The 21,988-nt window shown below is 51.9% G+C and carries 19 protein-coding genes; 13 read left to right on the top strand and 6 right to left on the bottom strand.

The genetic code is table 11. The features are described 5' to 3' along the window. Nucleotides 1–15: 15 nt before the first annotated feature. Nucleotides 16–987, bottom strand: coding sequence for a DUF1559 domain-containing protein (locus Enr17x_RS26060; RefSeq protein ID WP_145312851.1), 972 nt, complete (start codon nt 985–987; stop codon nt 16–18). A 327-nt stretch (nt 988–1,314) separates the two neighbouring features. Here Enr17x_RS26060 and Enr17x_RS26065 point away from each other — a divergent pair, with 327 nt between their 5' ends. Continuing rightward, complete coding sequence (locus Enr17x_RS26065; RefSeq protein WP_145312853.1) at nt 1,315–2,313, top strand: alpha/beta hydrolase; 999 nt, start codon at nt 1,315–1,317, stop codon at nt 2,311–2,313. 222 nt (nt 2,314–2,535) lie between these two features. Here Enr17x_RS26065 and Enr17x_RS26070 read toward each other — a convergent pair whose 3' ends face one another. Together Enr17x_RS26070 and proB are read right to left on the bottom strand one after the other, a co-directional pair. Next, nucleotides 2,536–3,078, bottom strand: a complete 543-nt coding sequence (locus tag Enr17x_RS26070) for a hypothetical protein (RefSeq protein WP_145312855.1) — start codon at nt 3,076–3,078, stop codon at nt 2,536–2,538. Nucleotides 3,079–3,090: 12 nt separating this feature from the next. Then, nucleotides 3,091–4,236, bottom strand: a complete 1,146-nt coding sequence (gene proB / locus Enr17x_RS26075; RefSeq protein ID WP_145312857.1) for a glutamate 5-kinase — start codon at nt 4,234–4,236, stop codon at nt 3,091–3,093. A 286-nt stretch (nt 4,237–4,522) separates the two neighbouring features. On the opposite strand from proB, the gene Enr17x_RS26080 reads away from it, so the two are divergent. Together Enr17x_RS26080 and Enr17x_RS26085 are read left to right on the top strand one after the other, a co-directional pair. Beyond that, nucleotides 4,523–6,118, top strand: coding sequence for an amidophosphoribosyltransferase (locus Enr17x_RS26080; protein WP_145312859.1), 1,596 nt, complete (start codon nt 4,523–4,525; stop codon nt 6,116–6,118). A gap of 22 nt (nt 6,119–6,140) precedes the next feature. After that, entirely contained in the window at nt 6,141–6,536 is a 396-nt protein-coding gene (locus tag Enr17x_RS26085) for an acyl-CoA thioesterase (RefSeq protein ID WP_145312861.1), read from the top strand. Between the two features lie 192 nt (nt 6,537–6,728). On the opposite strand, the gene Enr17x_RS26090 is transcribed toward Enr17x_RS26085, so the two are convergent. Both Enr17x_RS26090 and Enr17x_RS26095 read right to left on the bottom strand, forming a co-directional pair. Then, the gene (locus tag Enr17x_RS26090; protein ID WP_145312863.1) at nt 6,729–7,460 is read right to left on the bottom strand and encodes an RraA family protein; all 732 of its coding nucleotides are present in this window, start codon (nt 7,458–7,460) and stop codon (nt 6,729–6,731) included. 26 nt (nt 7,461–7,486) lie between these two features. Then, on the bottom strand, nt 7,487–8,767 hold the full coding sequence (locus Enr17x_RS26095) for a lactate racemase domain-containing protein (protein ID WP_145312865.1): 1,281 nt from the start codon (nt 8,765–8,767) through the stop codon (nt 7,487–7,489). 307 nt (nt 8,768–9,074) lie between these two features. Here Enr17x_RS26095 and Enr17x_RS26100 point away from each other — a divergent pair, with 307 nt between their 5' ends. Continuing rightward, on the top strand, nt 9,075–10,700 hold the full coding sequence (locus tag Enr17x_RS26100) for a flagellar hook-basal body protein (RefSeq protein ID WP_145312867.1): 1,626 nt from the start codon (nt 9,075–9,077) through the stop codon (nt 10,698–10,700). A gap of 8 nt (nt 10,701–10,708) precedes the next feature. Here Enr17x_RS26100 and Enr17x_RS26105 read toward each other — a convergent pair whose 3' ends face one another. Then, the gene (locus Enr17x_RS26105) at nt 10,709–11,155 is read right to left on the bottom strand and encodes an SRPBCC family protein (protein ID WP_145312869.1); all 447 of its coding nucleotides are present in this window, start codon (nt 11,153–11,155) and stop codon (nt 10,709–10,711) included. A 179-nt stretch (nt 11,156–11,334) separates the two neighbouring features. Here Enr17x_RS26105 and miaA point away from each other — a divergent pair, with 179 nt between their 5' ends. The 9 genes from miaA (at nt 11,335) to ltrA (ending at nt 21,774) form a co-directional block, all read left to right on the top strand. Continuing rightward, on the top strand, nt 11,335–12,279 hold the full coding sequence (miaA, locus tag Enr17x_RS26110; RefSeq protein ID WP_145312871.1) for a tRNA (adenosine(37)-N6)-dimethylallyltransferase MiaA: 945 nt from the start codon (nt 11,335–11,337) through the stop codon (nt 12,277–12,279). 279 nt (nt 12,280–12,558) lie between these two features. Further along, a complete protein-coding gene (locus Enr17x_RS26115; protein WP_145312873.1) occupies nt 12,559–13,407 on the top strand; it encodes a menaquinone biosynthesis family protein in 849 nt (282 codons plus the stop codon). A 54-nt stretch (nt 13,408–13,461) separates the two neighbouring features. After that, nucleotides 13,462–14,259, top strand: coding sequence for an SDR family oxidoreductase (locus Enr17x_RS26120; protein WP_145312876.1), 798 nt, complete (start codon nt 13,462–13,464; stop codon nt 14,257–14,259). A 60-nt stretch (nt 14,260–14,319) separates the two neighbouring features. Further along, a complete protein-coding gene (nadB, locus tag Enr17x_RS26125) occupies nt 14,320–15,939 on the top strand; it encodes an L-aspartate oxidase (RefSeq protein ID WP_145312878.1) in 1,620 nt (539 codons plus the stop codon). A gap of 27 nt (nt 15,940–15,966) precedes the next feature. Further along, entirely contained in the window at nt 15,967–16,740 is a 774-nt protein-coding gene (locus Enr17x_RS26130; protein WP_145312880.1) for an SDR family NAD(P)-dependent oxidoreductase, read from the top strand. A 16-nt stretch (nt 16,741–16,756) separates the two neighbouring features. Then, nucleotides 16,757–17,665 (top strand): leucine-rich repeat domain-containing protein, encoded by a 909-nt coding sequence (locus Enr17x_RS26135; RefSeq protein ID WP_145312882.1) that lies wholly within the window; start codon nt 16,757–16,759, stop codon nt 17,663–17,665. Nucleotides 17,666–17,905: 240 nt separating this feature from the next. Further along, a complete protein-coding gene (locus Enr17x_RS26140) occupies nt 17,906–19,537 on the top strand; it encodes a response regulator (protein WP_145312884.1) in 1,632 nt (543 codons plus the stop codon). 560 nt (nt 19,538–20,097) lie between these two features. After that, a complete protein-coding gene (locus tag Enr17x_RS29780) occupies nt 20,098–20,271 on the top strand; it encodes a hypothetical protein (protein WP_198000726.1) in 174 nt (57 codons plus the stop codon). Between the two features lie 171 nt (nt 20,272–20,442). Next, nucleotides 20,443–21,774: a group II intron reverse transcriptase/maturase gene (gene ltrA, locus Enr17x_RS26145; RefSeq protein ID WP_198000815.1), complete on the top strand. Its 1,332-nt coding sequence runs from the start codon at nt 20,443–20,445 to the stop codon at nt 21,772–21,774. The last annotated feature ends 214 nt before the right edge of the window (nt 21,775–21,988 follow it).

Genomic DNA, 21,988 nt, shown 5'->3' on the forward strand with positions numbered 1-21,988 from the left:
TCCAGGGGACTCTGATTAGAATTCGCCCACTGGTTCCCCGTCTCGGCGATCTCCGAGTCTCTGGTACGTAACCATATCGAGGTTTTCAGACAGAAAACGAACCGATCCATCGCAGAGCAGAAAATGGGCGCCGCCCACGTGTCGCGATTTGAACCCCTGGCTGTTACCCCATTGGCCGGAGAACCAGTTGGGCGTTCCGCTGGCAGCGCCCGGACTGTCTTCACAGGTGTCGAAGTTAATGGCAACGCCGGTGCCGGTATACATGGTATTTACGTGCATCCAGCCATTGCGAACATGATCAGAACACTCCGGACGGACTTCGCCTAAGGCAATGGTATTCGTGGTTCCGTCGGTAATGTCATGAATCCGGGCTGCCCAGGACATGTGGCCAATCACCCCCGAAATTTCTCGTGGGTTCATGGTGTCCGCGCGAGTCACAGGGCCGTGGCCAAAGTAATTATTGTGAGTCCCGCCCGGTCCGTTCTGCTGGCTGCCCATGCTGGCCGAATAATTGGAGACCGCCCGTTTTTGCCCGTTGGTTGTTCCATCGACGCTCATACCATTGGTCCAGAATCCTTCATGTGTGTCACTTGGACAAACAAAAGCAGGAATGACAACTTCATAAGCATATTGGCCACTGGCGGTCTGAGCCTGATGCGCGGGATCTAAATTGAAATCCAAAACGTTATACAACGGTGCCTGATCGATGAAGGGAAGCAGATGCACTAACCAGCTGCCGCCATGATCTGAATTGACGGCGCCCCAGGTCTTGTTTGTGTGAATCGTGCAGGGAAACCGTTTGTGGGTGTCGTGATAATTGTGGAGTGCGATTCCCAATTGCTTCAAATTGTTCTTACAGGTACTCCGTCGTGCTGCTTCCCGCGCCTGTTGGACAGCCGGTAACAACAAAGCAATTAAAATCGCGATAATCGCGATCACGACAAGCAACTCAATGAGCGTAAAACCTGCCCTCATTCGTTTTGACATCTTTTTTCTCCGAGCGATAAGTAATGAGATGATTTGCAACGTAATTCATAGATTCAGGATTCGAAAGAACAGTAAAATAAGCTTCCATTTGAAAAGAACCCACTGATTTTGTCAACAATAATCTATTATTGAGATAAATTATATACAATTTATCTTTATTTAATAATCTCTGTTTACATAAAGAGTATCTCCCCTGAGTTACGGCAATATCGTGATTCATTTTTTCGATTTCAAAAAGAAAGTGAGACACCAGATCAGAATTCCGGGGTTTATTGGCTTGCTGAATCACTGTTCCTTTTGACCTTTCTGTGATCTGGGGTCTTACCGATGCCGCTATTTGTCACGCGTATTTTGACAGTCCTTTTCTTCTTCATGATTGCCGTTTATCTGGTTCCCGACGAACAGGCAAAATCTGTTGAGGATCCGATTAAGAAGGATACGGTTCCTTCTCGTGTCGGCGCGGCTGCGGTACCGAAAGGGCTGGTCGTTGTCGAAGATATTTTTTATCGCGAGGGAGACAGTTCTGCCTGGACACTGGATCTGGTGATGCCGAAAACACGCGGAAAAGAACGACGTCCCGCGCTGGTGTTTGTACATGGTGGCGGTTGGTCAAGCGGAGATAAACGTCGCGGTATTTTTAGAACAGCCCCAGTAGAATACGCAAAGAAAGGTTATGTCTGTATCAGTGTGAATTATCGTCTGACAAGTGAAGCCGCTTTTCCCGCCTGCCTGGAAGATGCGAAATGTGCGGTTCGCTGGTTACGGGCTCACGCAGAAAAGTATCAAGTAGATCCCAACCGGATCGGAGGTTATGGGAACTCAGCCGGCGCCCATTTAGTGAGCCTGCTGGCGCTGGTTGAGAAAGACAAGCATCTGGAAGGGGATGGCCCCTGGCAGAATCAGTCAAGCGTGTTGAATGCTGTTTGTGTTTCTGCAGTACCAACCGATTTTACACGTTGGCCCGGCGGCGTGGAAAACAAGCCCCGACTTATCGAATTTCTGGAACAGCCTGAAACCAGTTTGCAGGAACAAGCTAAAAAAGCATCGCCGATCAGCTATGTGCATGCCAAAGCCCCCCCGTTCCTGATATTTCAGGGAACCAGAGATCGAGTCGTCAGCGTGGCCCAGGCAGATCAATTTGTCAAAGCATTGAAAGCAGCTGGTGCCAAAGATGTCACCTACCACCGCTACCCGGGAGCCGGCCATAGTGTGTTTACCCAGAATCAGAAGGAAACGGATCCCCTGATGGAACAATTCTTTGAACGGACTTTGAAGAAGGCAAACACAGTAACTGCTGATAGTAAAGCGAACCCGATGGGGGAATGAAGCAGGGCTTGCGCAGTATTCCTGACGACATGCGAAGGTTTTTCTGGTTCCACTCACAACGTGAAACCAAGTTGAATCTCGCCAGGCAGGCGAGCACACAGACTCTCCCCGACGTTGAACTAATGACTCTAAAAATGCCAGGTACCGGGTATACAGGCACCGCCACTACGATTGAGTACTTTCGTAAATGGGTTTCATGAACTTGGCGTGAGATGTTCCCGATTACTTCAATGACATCGGACGGAGCTCTTCGCCGGTGATTGGGTTCAGGCGAGTGGCTTTGATGACTTTCCATTCCCCTCCCATTTTTTGCCACGTTAATTCCCAGCGCGTGGGGTGACGGCCGGAAAAACTGCCGAACGTGGCCGCGCCGTTTGCTCTAAAGTGAGTCGTGGCTACAGAATCTTCCGATCTGAGCGCGGTTTCCACATCGGTAATTCTGAGTTCCCCATCAATGGTCACCAGGTTCAAAGCCGTCTGAACCAGTTGACGCAATACATCTGCCCGTGGGCTGATATAATTCATTGTGGTATCCACTTCCTTGTTCTCAAACGCATTCACCAGACCGTACAGATCAGACTCGACCTGCTCCCGCGTGGTGATAATATTCAATTCCAGTAGATAAAAGCCAAACATCAACACGACCATCACAATGGCACCGGCGATGTATTTGGTCTGACGTCTTAAGTACCATTGAACAAACAGGATCGTTGCGATAACGCAGCAGATAAGAATGGGTGGGACGGCGGTTTCGGTAATCCACATGAGTGCTTGCTCCTACAATGCAGGATGATTTTCGAGAACTGCCAGATTATCCCGATGAATGACTTCGGAATAAGGGACCGCCCCGAGGATGGTGGCAATTTGATCCGAACGTCGCATCACAATCTTTGCTAAATCGCTGGAATTATAATTACTCAGTCCCCGGGCGAATTCTTCGCCGCTCGGACTGACCAGAGTCACAGCTTCACCACTTTCAAATGTTCCATCAATGGATTGAATGCCAATCGCCAGCAGAGATTTTCCCCCATCACGAATGGCTTTCGTTGCCCCCGCATCCAGATGGAATTTCCCTTTCGGGCGAATGGTATAGCCAATCCAGCGTTTCCAGGCCGAGACCGAAGCCCCTTGGGCCAGAAACAGAGTTCCCACATCTTCCCCTTTGAGAATCTGATCCAGAATTCCTTCCTGCTGACCATTTGCAATAATCACATTTTCGCCGACCGCCGTCGCAGAACGGACGGCCTGGAGTTTGGACTTCATGCCCCCGGTCCCCAGTGAACTGCTGTCATCAGTCGCCAGTGCCAGTAATTCAGGTGTCCAATCCTGAACCTGGGAAATCCGGCGACTCCCCGCTGACTTGGGATCGCCGTCGTACAGGCCATCCACAACCGAGAGGATAACCAGCAGTGGCTTCTTGACCAGACTGGTCACCATGGCCGCCAGATGATCGTTATCGCCGAATTTGATTTCCTGAATACTGACCGTGTCATTTTCATTTACGATCGGGACGGCCCCGTATTCGAACAGGGTATGGATCGTATTCCGCACATTGAGATAGCGAGTGCGATTTTTAAAATCGTTGGCTGTCACAAGGAGTTGCGCTGCATGATAACCGTGTTTCCGCAGGCAACGATCATAGCGGCGGATGAGATGCGCCTGACCGACTGCCGCTGAAGCCTGCAGATGGCCGAGGTCTTTGGGGCGTTCTTTCAATCCCAAGAGTCCCATGCCGGCACCAATGGCACCGCTGGAGACGACGACGACTTTCCGCCCGGTTTCCTTGATACGGTGGATCTGCTCCGCCAGTAATTCAATCCGCGCGGGGTCGAGTGTATCGTCCGCGCAAGAGAGAACGTTTGTTCCAATTTTGATGACCAGCGTTTCCGCCGTTTCGATTACTTCACGTCTTGTAAGACTCACGGTCTGCACTTTTTCAACGAATCACAAAAAAATTCCAAACAGGCACTCCCCACCGGGTCCCTATTTCTTAATATTTATATAATATAGTAGTCCGTGGCTGCAGCATAGACATTCATTCGAGATGAGTTTGCCCCTAAATCGTGTTGATTTCCCCGAAAATCGTCACTTTTTCGCCTTCACTCCCTGAATTTGTTTGTCTCTTCACGATAGCCCTGAAACAATTTACCGCATAGTTCACCCGGTTCACACTGATTTTGAAACCCTTAAACACGAACTAAGGCATTTTATGTCGGAACTATACCACGAATGTGGAGTTGCAGCCGTTTATCACCTTCCCAACAAAGAGACCAGCCCGCTGGCACCTCTGGGGGACCCTGAAAAGACATCCCAACTCATCTCCCGGTTACTGCTGGATATCCAAAATCGTGGTCAACTGGCGGCCGGGATGACGACGTTCAACCCCAACCGCAATCAGTTGATCGATACGCACAAAGATGTGGGCACCGTCACGGAGGTGTTCCAGCTGAATCATCAGGAAACATTTAATGATCTGATGCAGAAGTACGAAGGTCCCGCTGCCATCGGACATGTGCGTTATGCGACCTGCGGTAAAGATGACCGGAGCTACGCTCAGCCTTTTGAACGGCATCATATTCAGAAATCCAAATGGTTCAGCTTCGGCTTTAACGGTCAATTGGCGAATTACCAGGAACTCTGTAAAGAAGTTCTGACCGAATCCGATTTTCATCTGGCGCGGGAAACCGATACAGAAATCCTGATGCATCTGATCTCTCAGGAACTTTCGAAAGAAAATCCCGGCGAACTGTTCGATATACTGGGCACGCTCAGCCAGCGGCTGGACGGCGCTTATAATATTGTCTTTCTGGATGCACTCGGCAACATGTTTGTCTCGCGTGATCCGGTGGGCATTCGTCCGTTGTGTTATGCATTTGACGGTTCGCTGTTTGCCGCTGCCAGTGAAAGCGTGGCGCTGGCGAATATGGGTTTTGAAGAAGACGAAATTTACAGTCTGCCTCCCGGTTCTGCTGTGGTGATTCAGGACGGCGAACTTACCATCCGTGAATACGCGAAACCCAAACAAAAAGCACACTGTTTCTTTGAATGGATCTACTTCGCCAATGTCTGCAGTACGCTCGATGATCAGAGCGTCTACATTACCCGCAAACGACTGGGTGAAGAACTGGCCGAGCAGGAAACCGTTCCGATTGACGACGATACGATCGTCGTGCCCGTACCGGATACTGCGAAAGCCGCCGCCGACAGTATGGCTTATCACTTGAGCGTCCCCTGTCTGGAAGGTCTGATCCGCAACCGCTATATCGGCCGTACGTTTATCGAAGGTGCGAATCGTAGTGACAAGGTCCGTGCGAAATACACGCCGCTCCCGGAAGTTCTGGAAGGCAAACGGGTTCTGCTGGTGGAAGATACAATCGTTCGTTCTACCACCATGAAAGCGTTAATCAGCCAGTTGAAAGAACGCGGCCGTGCGAAAGAAGTGCATGTCCGCGTGGCCTGTCCGCCGATCATTGGCCCCTGTTTTTATGGCATTGATATGTCAACGATTAACGAGCTCTTCGCACCCCGTTTTCTGAAGGGGGGGGAGATGAGCCCGGAAGTCGAACAGGCAATGGCCGACGCGATTGGTGCCGACAGCCTGAAATACCTGCCTAAGGAATCGATTTCGCGTGCCGTCGGTCTACCCGGTACGTCCCTCTGCCAGGCTTGTATTGATACGACCTATCCCACGGAAGCGGGTCGCCAGTTGTATCAGATCGCCGTTGAAAATTCTCAAAACGATAACGGCGATGAAGACACCCACCGTACCTACGACGTTTCGCTCACGACTCCTGCCCGAACCTGATTCGAAAAAGGAATGCCAGCATATGTCTGCCTCACATGAGATAGAGATCCGCGTCCGTTATAACGAAACGGACTCCATGGGATTTCTGCATCATGGAAATTATTTTACGTACTTTGAAATGGGCCGCACCGAACTCTTTCGTTCTCAGGGAGGTAACTACCGTGAGATGGAAGAGAAAGGCTACCTGCTGGTAGTCGCGAAGATTGAATGCAAATACCGCCTGCCGGCCCGCTATGATGATGTACTGACGCTGCGGACTACGCTTTCCCGCGTCACCGGCGCCAAGCTGGAGCACGATTACGAACTGTTTCGAGATGGTGCCTCTATCGCCAGGGCCCACAGTGTGATCGCCTGCGTCGACCGGGAAGGCAATATTCAACGCATGCCCGCCGCGATGGAGCAACTGGGGACGGAGTGAGTCACCCCGTATGCGTGGTCCGAATAAGGCTGCGCCATGGATTGTGAGTCTGATCTGGTGCTTAAAATCTTGAATGTCGTCAGGATTTATTTCTACCACAAAAACGCTTACCGCCCTGGTTATGGGATTCAGCAAAAAAAGCTGGCTCGTTGATGAGCCAGCTTTGGTGTGGTTCTTGTATTGCGGGAATGTTTATTCGCCGCGGAGTCGTTTGCCGAGCTTGGCGATTTCGGCTCCTAATTCTTTGCGAGCTTCTCCCAGACCTTCGGGGGTCAGGTTGCCGGTTTTAAGATAATCGAGCACGATATCTTCGGCTTTCATCAGGTCTTTACAGGCATCGGCGACTTCGGAAGCAATTTCCGTGGGGATCGTAGTCACGCCATTCAGGTCGCCGTGCAAGAGATCGCCGGGATAGATGGGAATGCCGCCAACCGTAACAGGGACATTCACTTGCAGTGTGTGACAGTAGCCGTGGGCACAGTTGGTGCCGTTCGTGAAAGCAGGGAAGTCAAGGGCTTCGACCTGATCTAGATCGCGGCCCGCACCTGACGTCACGATGCCTTTCGCACCGTAAGCTTTATAAGTGGAGCACATGACTTCGCCAAAGGTAGCGGACGCCGTTGGTTCGTCAATGTCCTGATACACGACAACCGGCGCACCGGGTAGAGATTCGAAGGCAGCGACCTGGGCATCGAGGCCTGAGTAAACGTCGCCGCTACGTGGTGGTGCCATGCTGCGGAAGGTGGATGTTAACGCGTAACCAACCATCGGAGGCATCTTGGGGAAACAGGCTTTGATGGAATCATTCATGTAGCCGGTGTTACGGGGGCGGATGTTCCAGAGTTCGATGACGTTGCAGACAGTCGGCGTGTCGTACTTGGCAAGTTCTTCAAGGGCAGCGTTAGAGAGGCCTTCGGTGGACATGAATTTCTTCCTGTTGAGGTTAAATTTTAGTGATGCGGTTTTTCAAAAACGGAGGTCAAATTTCCCTGGGCATCGAATGGCAGCTCAAACGGCCCGGAAAGTATTTCCAGATCGTCACGCGCGTTGATCTCTTCCAGATACGATTCGCTGACGATGACTTCACTCAATTCGAGTGTGTCATAAATCTGTACGATGCGGCTGGTTTCCGGTGGAACCAGTCCGATGGTCTGTAATGCAGCCTCGATGGCTTCGCGGTCTGTTTCATAGGCCAGTGGCACCATCGCTGCGGTAGGATGACTACCAGTATTAGCGTTTATGCGGGTGATTTTCCAGTCAACGCTGTCAACTGTACGTTGATTGGTGAATTCCGCCAGGCCAATTCCACAGGCATTGCCGTGCGTTTCTTCGGTGAGGCCGCGAATCATGATGCGTTTGGCAGAGACATTGTCGCGTTCGGTGGCAGCATGATCATTAAACTTGCGGCCGATGACACAGGCATCCATTCCGGAGCCGCTGATATTTTTACCGATGCGGTCCACAATCAGCAGATCGGTTTTCTCAAACGGGAGCCGAGGCAGCGATTCGCGGGCGATGTTGAGTAGTTCGGTTTCCCGTTCATAAAACTGTTCCGGGAGCACAGCTTCGATCAGCGCGGTTTCATCATACGCATTTTCGACAATCGCCAGACCGCCGACGACCGAGCATTTCTGTAAGATCGAAGAAGCGACGGCTTTGATGATCTCTTCGAAACTGAGATCTTCAATGGCCCGGTGATAGATTTTGGCGCCTTCATGTTTACCGAGGCCGATCAGCATCATCTTATGCAGACCCGATTCAATGTCGCCAACGAAACGGGTGTGCGGTTTGACGCGGCCGCAAATCAAGACATGGTCGGCTTCGTAGGCATGTTTGTCAAAATGAACGGGGATGCCGTGCGACGTTGTATCGACGATCACGGTTTCCATTGACGAACGAATTTCGACGCCCATCGTTTCGGCGGTTATGCCGTACGCTGCGATGACGGCCGCCTGTCCTTCTGCAGTGCCGCCACCATGACTGCCCATCGCGGGAACAATAAACGGGACGGCGTCCAGCGACTTCAGATAGTCGACGGTGGTTTTGATTATCGAAGCGATATTGGCGATGCCACGACTGCCGACCGTGATGGCAACAGTCTCTCCTGGCTTGACTACTTTGTCTAAATTGATTTTTGGAAGTTCGGTCAGAACGGCTTCGGGAACGTTCTCGATTCGAGAAGACTGGAAGTTCTGGCGAATTCGGTAAACCTTGGGAAGCGGGATATTCATTATGGGGCTTTGAATTATCAAGGAGTCATTGAGGCTGGCATTCAGGATTTCAAATCGCGTCTATTATGAAGAGTCTGTTATTGTACGTAATTCGTGTGTGTTTACGCTACATCCGGGCGTGTTCCTGGTTAAGATTCTTGAGATAACGTGAGTTCAGGCTTCAAAAGGATGTCTGGAATTTTATATCGCCGACAGGAATCGTCTTGTTCTAAATTGGTGATTTCGATACCTTAACGATTCTGATTTTGATAGACCAATCAGCAAGTCGAAACTGGATGTCGAGCCTTGTTGCTGCAAGGAAGCAGATATGAGAAAAAATTTTGAGCGGATCATTTTTGCTGTTTCCGTTTGTGTTCTGTCTGGTGTGTTATTTATCCAGGGCATTCTCTATTTAAAAGACCTGGGTTTTGCCGATGAAGCGTCGACCGTGACGGCTGCCATCGACCGCAGTTCAGCGGCGGCTCCGAATGAGCTGGCTGTCGCCGAGACCGACGAATGCCCGTTCCCCATTGATCAGGCATTGATCCCGGTAGAACTGGCTTTAGCCGAAGAGAACGACGAAGCAATCGATTCAAACGAATTCACTGCCGATGCTCCTGCGATCAATGGTCCTGCATTAGAGGCTCTCGGGCGGATTGAGGAAAACTCCATTTCGGAACTGGAAGAAACCGGGCCCTCTCTCCCTTTGTTTACAAAACCAAATCAGGAATTCCCCCAGACTCCCGGCCCCTTAATGCCGCCGTTGAATGCGGAGCCACTGTCGAATTCGAAGAATCGTTCGGATTCCAAAGAAGATCAGATCACACGTTCGATCATTCGCGAGCATCTGCCGCATGCTTCAGAAGAAGAGTTACAAATCTGGTTTGAAGAGTTGCAAGGTGTGCCTCACAAGGTGGCCTCGGATCTGCTTTCCATTCGTAAGTTACTGCAGCCGAAAAGTGCAATGAAAATTCCCGAAGAGAAGTGGGAACACCCGCTGAAAAATTTCGAAGGTTCTGCACCGCAGCAGCCGGTCTCTTCATCGAACGGTGGGCACTCTGATGAGACAGGCTTTATCGGATTTTCCTCGAAAGCGGACCGCGATGAACTGATGCAGCGGCTCAAGCCGACCGTGGATGCACTGCGGCTGTCGCGTGATGTGATCGTGAATAATATTGCGAATGCAGGAACAATTGGTTTCAAGCGTTCGTATGTGGAATTCGAGGCACTGCCGTATGAATATCTCGAAACACCGGCCAGCGAGGAATCAGAGTCGGCACCGCCGATCGCTGTCGGGATGGGCAGCCAGGTGCTGCAGACCCGGGTTTCTCAAACGAATGGCGAACTGATCAAGACGGGACGCGCACTGGATCTGGCGGTCGAAGGATCTGGTTTTCTGCAGGTCAAACTGGGTGAAGCGACAGCATTTACTCGATCGGGCCGCCTGATCTTTGACGGTGAGCGACGGCTTTGTATTCGTGGTTCGCAAATTAATTATCTGATTCTGCCCGAGATCAGACTGCCAGCCGACGCACATTCAGTGCAGATTTCTGAAACGGGTATTGTGACGGCTGTGGTTTCTGAAGACAAAAAAGAACAGGAACAGACAGTGGGGAAGATCTCGCTTGTCTGCTTTACGGATGCGAGCGAACTGTTTCCGCGCGAGTCCTGCCTGTTTGTCGCAACGCCCCGTTCGGGGGAACCACGGGTCGTCTCGCCGGGCTCGAAAGGGGCCGGAGTCGTGCGTGCCGGAGTTTTAGAAACGTCGAATGTATCGATTCCAGAAGAGCTGGAAGCACTATCGCTCATCAAGCAGCGTCTGGACGCCTTGAAGACGGTCTACTCAACGGAGCCGCAGGAGCCGGTTCGAGCCGACCTGGGATTGCCCGCTGATCGTATCGCCCGACCGGGAGATCAACGACTGCAGCGGGGTAACCGCCCGGTTCTGAAGTAGGCCGCAGCTTACGGAAAGATGGCTTTTAAGGCGTTGTGGCGATGGTAGAAACCTTCGTCGAACAGATCCAGCAGCTTCGATTCGGTGACTAGAAAGCCGAGCAGTCCGCCCGGTGGTTCGAATTCCAGCCGATCGATCACGGTAACCTGATTGTCGCCGCTGGGTACGATGCGATGTTCGTGCGTGTATGATTTGAGGGGCCCGGAAATCTGTTTCTCAGTAAAAAAGTCAGGCTTTTCGAAGGCGATGATTTCATGCGTTCCTTCCTGCACTTTGCCGAAGCCCTGAATTTGAAACTCAAGAACCGCACCCAGAGATAATTTGTCTGGTTTTTTGGTGAAAGCCAGACCCGTGTCAGGAGGGCTGATTTTCAGAATGTTATCGGTATCGATCAGAAATTCAAAAATCTCTTCAGGAGTGGTGGTTAATTGAACGCTGGTTTCGAAGGTCGCCATCGCCTCTCTCTTTCGACATGTGTCGCGAATTAATATACTACATAACAGACCAGAACTTTGAGTGGCTCAGAATTCTGAGCGTGTATCCTAGCCAAATGAACTGAAAATGACGAGTCCGGGCCGCAAGAGTCTTACTCTTTTGGACGTGTGTGGTCCGGTTGATATGAGATGAATTGATTATGCAATTTCCAACGGAAGTCCTTCAACAGTGCTGGTTTCTGGCAGGTCCGACCGCGTGCGGCAAGACTGAGCTGAGCCTGTTGCTGGCGGAACATCTCAATGCAGAAATCCTGGCAATGGATTCGATGTCGCTGTATAGAGGCATGGATATCGGTACCGCGAAAGCCTCCGCGGCCGAGCGCGAACGGGTGCCGCACCATCTGCTGGACCTGATCGATGTGCATGAAAAATACAGCGTAGCCGATTATTTTGAGGCGGCGGAAATCTGCTGCCGTGAGATCATCGAGCGGGGGCGCACGCCGCTGTTTGTAGGAGGCACGGGTCTCTATTTACGGGCGATATTGCGCGGGGTGTTTAACGGTCCCTCTGCCGACTGGGATTATCGTCGCGAAATGGAAACACTGGCAGAGACCGAAGGAAATGAAGCTCTGCACCGCCGGCTAGCGGCCGTCGATCCGGTCTCGGCGGAGAAGCTGCATCCGAACGATGTCCGCCGCGTGGCGCGGGCACTGGAAGTGTACCACGTTTCCGGCGTCCCCCTTTCGGCCCAGCACGCGGAAGGAATTCTGACTCCGGAAGAATGTCCGGCGCATGTTTACTGGTTGTTGCCGGATCGGGAATGGCTATACGAGCGGATTAATCTTCGCGTCGATCAGATGCTGGAAGAAGGCCTGCTGGACGAAGTGAAACAGCTCCTGACAGCCGACCCTCCCATGAGCCGTACCGCCCGTCAGGCACTGGGATATAAGGAACTGATCGATTATCTGGAAGGCACGCATTCCTACGAGCGAGCGGTCGAACTGCTAAAACAGCAGACCCGCCGTTTCGCCAAACGGCAACATACGTTTTTCCGCAACATTAAAGAATGCCGCGAACTCCCGGTTCACCCGGAAGATCAACCGGCTGACCTGCTGGAGAAGATCCTGGGGTTTGAGCGCGGGTGATGATTGGCAACACGCCTTCTCAATCGTAGGGGTGAACCCTACAAAAAACTGCACTATTTCGATATACATACGTTTGATCTGTTTCCTCTGCCGTTTTTTCCTCATCGGTTCGTGGATCTGGCTGGGGAAGTTGTTTTTGCTGGAAGGTGGCTAAGTTGTGGGGAACTCTCTATAGTGTCTTGCAAAGAATTTTTTAACTGTATTCTGCAATTGAGACTGGTCTTTGGGCCGGTGTTCAATCGTTTGGTTTTCCCCTTCAATTTAATTAGTGTGTGATCCATGATGACCGATGAGAAAGTATTAATTCAGGTAGGCCACAGTCCAGATCCGGACGATGCCTTTATGTTCCATGCATTGGCGAATGATAAGATCGAAACAGGTAAGTATCGATTTACTCATGAGTTACAAGATATTGAGACACTCAATCAGCGTGCCTTCAATGCAGAACTGGAGCTGACGGCTGTCAGCCTGCATGGTTATGCTTATCTGACGGATACTTATGCCATCTGTTCGTGTGGCGCTTCGATGGGTGATCAATACGGGCCGATGGTCGTGGCCCGCGAAGCCTGGTCAATCGATGATCTGCGAGGCAAAAAGATTGCGATTCCCGGCAAACTGACCACCGCATTTCTGGCTTTGAAATTGTTGCTGGGCGATGATTTCGAATACGAAGAGCATCCCTTCGATGAGATTCTGAATCTGGTTGAACAAGGCAAGTTCGATGCCGGCCTGATCATTCACGAAGGCCAGCTGACTTATGGAAACCAGGGACTGAAACTGGTCGTCGATCTGGGCAAGTGGTGGTATGAAGACACCGGTCTGCCTTTGCCATTGGGCGCGAATGCGATTCGGAAAGACATGGGCCAGGAAATGATGGAAGAAGTGACTGCGATTCTGAAACGCAGCATAGAGTACGGCCTGGAACATCGTGACGAAGCCCTCGACCATGCGTTGAAGTATGGTCGCGATTTGAATCGGGGCAGCGCTGATAAATTTGTGGGTATGTATGTGAACGACTGGACTCTGGACTTCGGCGAAAAAGGCCGTGAAGCCGTCGCGCTCTTGCTGGACCGGGGTTACGAAGCCGGCATCATCCCTAATCCGGTCAAACTGGAATTTATTGGTTAATCGCTCCCTCAACGACTGTGTGTTGATTTATCGAGATAGAGAAGGTGGTATGTGATGAGTGAAAGTAACTCATCCGGATATTTGCAGGCCTTGTTCGGCCTGTCTGGTAAGACGGCTGTTGTGATTGGCGGAACCGGAGTTCTGGGAGGCGCGATCGCGGATGCACTGGCGCAAGCCGGCGCGCACGTGGTGATCGTTGGTCGCAATGCGGAAAATGGCGACAGTCGTGTGAAGCAGATAGAAACGCTAAAGGGGAGTGCCGAGTTTTTCGCGGCCGACTCCACCAGCCGCTCTGATCTCGAAGCGCTGGTCGCGCATCTGAAAGCCAAAGGCCAGATGGTTGACATTCTGGTGAATGGTGCGGGGATTAACGCCGCGACACCATTCCTGGAAATCAGCGATGAAGAATGGGAAAAGATTTTCCGCGTCAACCTCTTGAGCGTCAAAGTAGCCTGCCAGGTATTTGGCCAGGCGATGCTGGATGAGAACGTGGCCGGCTCGATCATCAACATTGCTTCGATGAGTGCGATCACGCCGCTCTCCCGCGTGTTTACGTATTCCGCATCAAAAGCGGCTGTGTTGAACCTGACGCAAAACCTGGCGCGCGAATGGGCAGAACGCGGAATTCGTGTGAATGCCCTGTCTCCCGGCTTTTTTCCAGCAGAACAGAATCGAAAAGTGCTGACACCGGAGCGTGTCGCCAGTATTATGAATCATACACCGACGAATCGTTTTGGTGATCCGGAAGAACTGGCGGGAGCCGTGTTGCTGATGGCAGCTGGGAAAGCGGGTAGCTTTATTACCGGAACGAATATCGCCGTCGATGGTGGTTTTTCCTGTATGACAATCTGATTTCCGCGGGGCTGCCCTGTCTCGCAGCTTCAAACGAACGAGGTTAAGGAGCACGCAGACTTGGATCCGATTCTCATTGAACCCGGTCAACGCTATCTTGCTCGTATCAATCCGAAACGAATTCCCCACATCTTCACCGATGTCCTGATTATCGGTGGCGGTGTGGCTGGTTCGCGAGCCGCGCTGGAAATCGATCCCCGCCTGGAAACGATTATCGTCAACAAGGGAAAGGTGTCTCAGTCGAACAGCGCTTATGCACAGGGGGGCATCGCCGGTGTACTCGACCCACTGGATAATATTACGAACCATATTCAAGACACCCTGGCAGCCGGCAAGGATTTGTGTGATAAAGAACTGGTGGAATATGTCTGCCAGGTAGCACCACGGCACATTCAGGAATTAATCGAGATCGGCACCGATTTTGATACCGAAGACGGTAAAATCGCACTCACCAAAGAAGGGGGGCACAGCCATCGTCGTGTGGCACATGCCATGGGGGATGCGACGGGTCGCGAGCTGATGCGATCGCTGGTCTCCGCCGTACATGATCGCCCCTCCATTCAAACCTGGACGAAAACGCCGACCCTGGACTTGGTCACCGAAGACGGCAAATGCCGCGGTGCGATTATCTGGAATCGCTATCACGGAAAAACACTGGTCTGGGCCAAACAGGTCATTCTGGCAACGGGTGGCGCAGGCTGTCTGTTTCGTGAATCAACTAATCCGCCGCTGGCAACAGGCGACGGTCATGCCATCGCATTTCGGGCGGGAGCCTTGCTGCAGGATATGGAATTCATGCAGTTTCATCCGACCGTCTTATATATCGCGGGGGGAGCCCGCTATCTGATTTCCGAAGCGGTGCGCGGCGAAGGCGCTTATTTGCGCGACTGCAACGGCCTGCGGTTTATGTCCGAATATCATCCCGATCAGGAACTGGCACACCGTGATGTGGTCAGCCGGGCGATCACCGATCGCATGCTGAAGACGAACCATTCATGTGTTTATCTCGATCTAACCCATCTGGATCCCGCGTTGATTAAGGAACGGTTCCCCAACATCGGAAAAGTCTGTGCCGGCTTCGGTCTGGATTTATCCAAAGATCAGATTCCCGTGCGTCCCGGCGCGCATTATATGATCGGCGGTGTGAAGACTGACCTGCAGGCACGCACTTCGGTTCCCCATCTCTGGGCGGCCGGCGAAGTCACCTCGACCGGTCTGCATGGCAGTAACCGCCTGGCTTCAAACAGTCTTCTGGAAGGCTTGATCTTCGGCGCTGCTGCGGGACGCGGTGCTTCAGCGGCGGCACTCAGTCAGCCCGATCAGTTCACCGCTTCCCTGCTGCCTGACTGGGACAAAGAAAAGCGTTCGGATGAAGATTTAAACAGCAAAGACCTGCGCAACTCGTTAGCCAGTCTGATGTGGCGTGATGTCGGCATTACGCGCAATGCAGAGTCACTGCAAAACGCGAAAGACAAGGTCGACTTCTGGAGTCGTTATGTTGTCGATCGCGAATTCAAAACATTGAGTGGCTGGGAGCTGCAGAACATGCTGCTCGTCGCACAGCTGATGATTACCTCTGCGATTGAACGTAAAGAGAGTCGCGGCGTCCATTATCGCAGTGATTTTCCGGAAACGGAGCCTGCGTATCAGAAACATATTTCCGTGCATTCAACCTGTTGAGAAACCATCTAAGAGGAAGGAACTTCCATGCTGCCTGGAATCAAACTGTTCGATTTAACGGGACGTGCTGCCATCATTACGGGGGGCTCCAAAGGTCTGGGATCAGCCATGGCGGAAGGTCTGGCGTCTGCAGGCGCGAATGTATTGTTGACGAGTCGGCATCAGGATGAAGTCGAAGCGACGGCGGCACAAATTGTGAAAGACTACGGCGTAAAGGCGATCGGGGTCCAGGCAGATGTCACGAACGCGGAGCAGGTTGCTGCGATGACAGATCGGGCGATTTCGGAATTCGGAAAAATTGATATTCTAATCAATAACGCGGGAATTAATATTCGCGGCCCCATTGATGAATTGACGCTCGAAGAATTTCAGGAAGTCCAGAATGTAAATGTGACCGGCCCCTGGTTGTGTGCCAAGTCGGTCGTGCCGCATATGAAGCAGGCGAAGTATGGTCGGATTATCAATTTAGCCAGTACGCTGGGACTGGTGGGGATGTCCAACCGCACGCCTTACACCGCCAGTAAAGGGGCCATGGTCCAGATGACGCGGGCACTGGGCCTGGAGCTGTGTGAATACGGCATCACCTGCAATGCGATTTGCCCGGGGCCGTTTCTCACGCCGATGAATGAACCGTTTGCGGAAACCGAAGAGATCAAGAAATTCATCGTGGGCGCCGTGGCAATGAACCGCTGGGCCAAGATGGAAGAAATTCAAGGCGCCGCAATTTTCCTGGCCAGCGATGCATCGAGTTATATGACAGGGAGTATGGTGACCGTCGACGGTGGCTGGACGGCCCGCTGAAGAAACAGGAATCATAATGAGTGGCGAGGTAGAATCGACGGTTGTTTCAAAGAATCCCAACAACAGTCGGATTCTCCTCCATCGCAGCCTGTTTGCCGTTCTGATATTGATCATCGCCGGTAGTGTGTATGCTTTTTATGTGCTAATCGAATTCCATCTGGCTGTTGCGACTCTCCAGCAACAGGGGGCCTTTCTGTTCTCAAAGTATCCGACCGAACAAGGCCAGCTCGTCACTGCCGAGTATGGTGATCTAAGAGAGAAATCTCTGATTCCCCTGACCGTCCGTTTGTATCAATATTCGCTCACCGGCGTCTATTTGCGTCAGCCCCCCGGTAAACCTCCGGCTGACTTTGATCAGCAGTTAAAGTTGCTCAAACAGTTTCCCAAACTGCAGGTGCTGGGTTTAGAGGATATCACCATCGATACCGCGCGAGCCGAGGCTATCGCAGAATTGCCGGCACTCCAGAGATTGAACATCGAAGGCTGCTCGTTTGAGGAATCGTGTCTGGAAACCATTCTCAGGAGGGATGGTTTGGAAAGGGTCTCACTGGAACAATCTCATTTTCCGGAGGCTGAACTGAAAGCACTTTGTCAGGATTCCAACCAGGAGACGCTGAGAAAATTAAATCTGTCTGGTTGCAACGTAACCGATGAGAGTACCGTGTTTCTCTCCCGATTAAAAAATCTGGAAACACTGGTATTGGACGGCACACAGATTACCGATCAGAGCTTAAAAATTCTGGCCCGGTTGCCGAAGCTCAATGTCTTGATCCTGGATCACACCAATGTGACCGATGCCGGGGTGTCGTATCTCGCTTCCACACCAAATCTGGTGGAACTCAGTCTCAGCAATACGAGCGTTTCAGATGCAACGCTGGAGACCCTCAAGCAGGAAATCCCCGCACTGCGTGTTTCCGACGACTGAACGAAACTCACGCACTGCAGAAAAGACCTATCAGTTTGTGTGGTCGTTATCCCTCACTGTAAATTGCGGAAGAATTTGCTTAAGCGATGTAACCGGACCTCCCTCTTTCACATCAGCTTAAAAAAACGTTGATTTATTGATTCATTTCGTATCGGGGAATTTCTTTGTCCTAGCTTTACAGCGTGTCATCCTCGTTTTACGCCCGCAGTCAATTTCTGTGCTCAGCTGGAAAAGAAAAACATGAATAAGCAATTATCCAAAATTCTGATTGTTGATGATTCAGATGTCGTACGACGCATTCTCTGTACCGCACTGACTCAGGACGATTATGAATTGCATACTGCCGTCGATGGCGAAGACGGACGACAGAAAGTTCATGAACTAAAGCCGGATATTGTTTTACTCGACGTGGAAATGCCGATTCTGGACGGTTTTGCCGTCTTGCATGAAATTCGCGAAAATTACAAAATCGAAGAAGTTGCCGTGATCATGGTCACTTCTCATAACGACGGAAAAGGGATTACCCGCGCATTTGAGGAAGGGGCCTTCGATTATATTCCGAAGCCGGCAACCGATTCGGAAATCAAGGCCCGCGTCAGAAACGCCATCCGTGCGTTGCAACTGCTGCGAGAACAGAAAACATTACGCCGTGAAGCAGAAACGGCCAACCAATCCAAGAGTGCGTTTCTGGCAAACATGAGCCATGAAATCCGGACGCCGATGACGGCGATCCTGGGATATACGGAAATTCTGGAGCTGGAAGCCAAAACACATCAGATGCCCGAGTTGTTTATGGATTCGCTGGATACGATCAAACGTAACGGCGGGCACTTGATGGAATTGATCAACGATATTCTGGACCTGTCAAAAATCGAAGCAGGAAAACTGGATATCGAATCGATTGCCTGTTCGCCTCAGACAATTGTAGAAGAGGTGCTGGAACTGGTTCAGGTCCGGGCCGAAGCGAAAGGCTTGAAGCTGGAAGCCGGTTATCAATTCCCCTTGCCCTCAAAAATCCAATCAGACCCGACACGCATCCGGCAGATCCTGATCAACCTGATTGGGAACGCGATCAAATTCACAGAAGTCGGCACGATACGACTGGAAACAGAACTTCTGGAAGCCCCCGGACAAGAACCGCAAATTCAATTTACGGTGATCGACCAGGGCATCGGAATGACCGAGTCACAATTGTCGAATCTGTTCCGCCCGTTTACTCAAGCCGACTCGTCAACGACACGGAAATATGGTGGAACCGGGTTGGGACTCACGATTTGCAAACGTCTGGCAAACATGTTGGGCGGAGACATTTCGGTGACCAGTGAACTCAATCAAGGGTCCCGTTTCAGTGCAGCAGTGTGTACCGGAAACCTGGAGGGGGTCGAACGACTACAGGAATTAACACAGCCCGTTTCTCAGGAAACACAATCCACCGCGGAAAAGAATCCGCAATACTGTGTCATTCAGGAATTCCCTTTGAAAGGGAGAAAGATTCTGTTGGCCGAGGATGGCCCTGACAATCAGAAACTGATTGCCTTTATTCTGAAAAAAGCCGGCGCGGAAGTGACGGTAGCCGAAAACGGAGAAGTCGCACGTCAGGCAGCGTTGAAAGCGCTGGAGATCGGGCTGTTGTATGATGTGATTCTGATGGACATGCAGATGCCGGTTCTGGACGGCTATGAAGCGACGCAGAAAATTCGCGAACACGGTTATTCCGGGCCAATCATTTCTCTGACGGCCAATGCGATGGAAGGAGACCGTGAAAAATGTATCAATGCAGGCTGCAACGATCACATCACGAAACCCGTGAATCGCAAAAAGATGGTCGAACTGATTTCAGCCATCTGCAGTGAGGAAGCAGCCGCCGTTTAACCAGCAAACGCGTACCAGGTAATCCCATCTCGTGTTTTTTATGGTAGCACTTATTCCTACAAGCAAAGAACCACACCAAAGCGGACTCTCAAATGGAGTCCGCTTTTTTCTTTGCGATAATTGTGCGTGTTTACATCTCGCTCATGATAGAAAAACATCCCGATACGTTCCGAGATTCACACCAGATCAGACGTGCATGTGCCATCGCTAGACTGGTCCGATGGTGCTGGTTTATAACGCTGCCAACCCGTGTTACGGAAGAGGCGGCCCTATATGGCCGCCCGCAGGGCTTGCGCGGTATTTATGTCGACGTGCGAATGTTTTTTCTGGTTCCACTCACAACCTGAAACAATGTTGAATCTCGCCAGGCGGGCGAGCACACAGACTCGCCCCTAGTGCGCCTGCAAGCGCATTGAATCAGCGAAGTGAAAGTCCTTGCCGAAGTTTGACCTGAACTTCGTAACAGAAGGTAACTGCGTTCTCGTGAGAGGAGGTGGAGAGCAACCGGATGTGAACGACTAGTCCGTAGGATAACGAACTCGATTCGGCTTTTCGTTGTGGTGAGCCAGCTAGGGAATGGCGAAGCCCAAGTGACGTCGTGCGAAACTCTGCCGAGTGGGTGCGGGACCGCTGCCAGCGGTTCCGCGACGGTCAGCCCCGTGGTTCAAAACCAGGTCGGTCCCGGGGGCAACGAGGGGTGGTTGGAGACGGAATGGTCTGAAGGTTTGATGTGATGAAGCAGGGAGACCTGCCCGATCTTAAGGATGGCGTTCATGTGCCGGATTCCGGATTCTCTGGAGCCGACCGGTACGAAGAGCCAGTTGGGTAGGAGTCAGAGCATCCATATTAGCGAAGAAGCGGGGTAACGCCCGTGGAGCAAAGGGATGCAGGAAGGTAGATGTGGAATGAACCGAAACAGGGAACAAAAACCGACGCGAGTGCCGTTTGCGGCTAAACAAGTCGGAGAAGCTTCGTCCCGCTGGGACTGGGTAGAACCATGTGTCTGGACAGACCGCATGTTGACGGCCCTCGAAACGGGGGTGAAAGGAGGCCAATGGTTCAGTCTGATCGATAAAGTCGATCGTGATCGAAATTTGTATCAGGCGTTTCGTAGAGTAGCCGCCAACGGCGGTGCAGCTGGTGTGGATCACGTCAGCTGCGAACGCTTCGCCGAGCGATTGATCCCGAACCTGAGAAAGCTGTCGCAACAACTGCGGGAAGGAAACTACCAACCGCAGGCAATCCGGCGACAGTGGATTCCCAAGCCGGGGAGCAGGGAACTGCGTCCTCTGGGGATTCCCACAGCTCGGGATCGGGTGGTGCAGACCACATTACGCCAAGTGCTGGAACCAATCTTCGAACGGGATTTCGCCGAGCAAAGCTATGGTTTCCGTCCCGGGCGCGGCTGTAAGGATGCGCTACAGCGTGTCGATACGCTGCTCGAAAGCGGTTACACATATGTGGTGGATGCAGATTTGAAGAGCTATTTCGACACAATTCCCCACGATAAGTTGATGAATCGGGTCCGGGAGAAAATCAGCGACGGCCAGGTGCTGACGCTGATCGAGATGTTTCTGCGTCAACAGATTCTAGATGACCTTGCCGAATGGACTCCCGATCGTGGGAGCCCCCAGGGAGCGGTGATCAGCCCGTTGCTCAGCAACATCTATCTCGATCCCCTCGACCATTTGATGGCGGGAGCCGGAATTGAGATGGTCCGTTACGCAGACGACTTCGTGATTTTGTGTCGAACTCGGGAAGACGCCGAGCGAGCTTTGGAGATGGTGCGGCAGTGGACGGCGGAAGCCGGCCTGACGCTGCATCCGGACAAGACTCACATCGTCGACATGGCCGAGGGGAGCTTCGATTTTCTGGGTTACACTTTCCAGGGGCGTTATCGCTTCCCTCGAAAGAAAAGTCTCCAGAAATTCAAAGACTCCATTCGGCAGAAGACGAGGCGGACGAACGGGCATAGCCTTCAATGCATCATTGCACAGCTCAACCCGACGCTACGTGGCTGGTTCAATTATTTTCAACACTGCCAGCCTTCCACGTATACCATCCTGGATCAGTGGGTTCGCATGCGTCTGCGAAGTATACTTCGGAAACGTCGTAAAGGCAAAGGTCGCGGACGAGGACACGATCATTTACGCTGGCCCAATGCTTATTTTGCCGAACAGGGACTGTTCTCCTTGAAACAATCCCATGTTCTGGCCAGTCAATCCTCGCAGAGGTAAAACTACCAACCGGAGAGCCGGATGCGGGAGAACCGCACGTCCGGTTCGGAGGGAGGGGGGACCGGAAGCAACCGGTCCTTCCTACCCCTATCCAGAAAATTGCCGTTTTCTATTTCCGCGCATGCGAAAGCCGATGACTCTTTCACCCGGTAAGAATCATCGGCTTTGCTGGTGGGTAGTTTTGGATTCTGCTGGTTGTTCAGCGAATCATGTT

The organism is Gimesia fumaroli, from assembly GCF_007754425.1.
In the GTDB taxonomy this organism is placed as follows: Bacteria; Planctomycetota; Planctomycetia; order Planctomycetales; family Planctomycetaceae; genus Gimesia; species Gimesia fumaroli.

Bases quoted from the DNA above. Each gene is read 5' to 3' on its own strand.
- Enr17x_RS26060 (WP_145312851.1), bottom strand. From the start codon at position 987: ATGTCAAAACGAATGAGGGCAGGTTTTACGCTCATTGAGTTGCTTGTC.
- Enr17x_RS26065 (WP_145312853.1), top strand. From the start codon at position 1,315: ATGCCGCTATTTGTCACGCGTATTTTGACAGTCCTTTTCTTCTTCATG.
- Enr17x_RS26070 (WP_145312855.1), bottom strand. From the start codon at position 3,078: ATGTGGATTACCGAAACCGCCGTCCCACCCATTCTTATCTGCTGCGTT.
- Enr17x_RS26080 (WP_145312859.1), top strand. From the start codon at position 4,523: ATGTCGGAACTATACCACGAATGTGGAGTTGCAGCCGTTTATCACCTT.
- Enr17x_RS26085 (WP_145312861.1), top strand. From the start codon at position 6,141: ATGTCTGCCTCACATGAGATAGAGATCCGCGTCCGTTATAACGAAACG.
- Enr17x_RS26090 (WP_145312863.1), bottom strand. From the start codon at position 7,460: ATGTCCACCGAAGGCCTCTCTAACGCTGCCCTTGAAGAACTTGCCAAG.
- Enr17x_RS26095 (WP_145312865.1), bottom strand. From the start codon at position 8,767: ATGAATATCCCGCTTCCCAAGGTTTACCGAATTCGCCAGAACTTCCAG.
- Enr17x_RS26100 (WP_145312867.1), top strand. From the start codon at position 9,075: ATGAGAAAAAATTTTGAGCGGATCATTTTTGCTGTTTCCGTTTGTGTT.
- Enr17x_RS26105 (WP_145312869.1), bottom strand. From the start codon at position 11,155: ATGGCGACCTTCGAAACCAGCGTTCAATTAACCACCACTCCTGAAGAG.
- miaA (WP_145312871.1), top strand. From the start codon at position 11,335: ATGCAATTTCCAACGGAAGTCCTTCAACAGTGCTGGTTTCTGGCAGGT.
- Enr17x_RS26115 (WP_145312873.1), top strand. From the start codon at position 12,559: ATGATGACCGATGAGAAAGTATTAATTCAGGTAGGCCACAGTCCAGAT.
- Enr17x_RS26120 (WP_145312876.1), top strand. From the start codon at position 13,462: ATGAGTGAAAGTAACTCATCCGGATATTTGCAGGCCTTGTTCGGCCTG.
- Enr17x_RS26130 (WP_145312880.1), top strand. From the start codon at position 15,967: ATGCTGCCTGGAATCAAACTGTTCGATTTAACGGGACGTGCTGCCATC.
- Enr17x_RS26135 (WP_145312882.1), top strand. From the start codon at position 16,757: ATGAGTGGCGAGGTAGAATCGACGGTTGTTTCAAAGAATCCCAACAAC.
- Enr17x_RS26140 (WP_145312884.1), top strand. From the start codon at position 17,906: ATGAATAAGCAATTATCCAAAATTCTGATTGTTGATGATTCAGATGTC.
- ltrA (WP_198000815.1), top strand. From the start codon at position 20,443: ATGAACCGAAACAGGGAACAAAAACCGACGCGAGTGCCGTTTGCGGCT.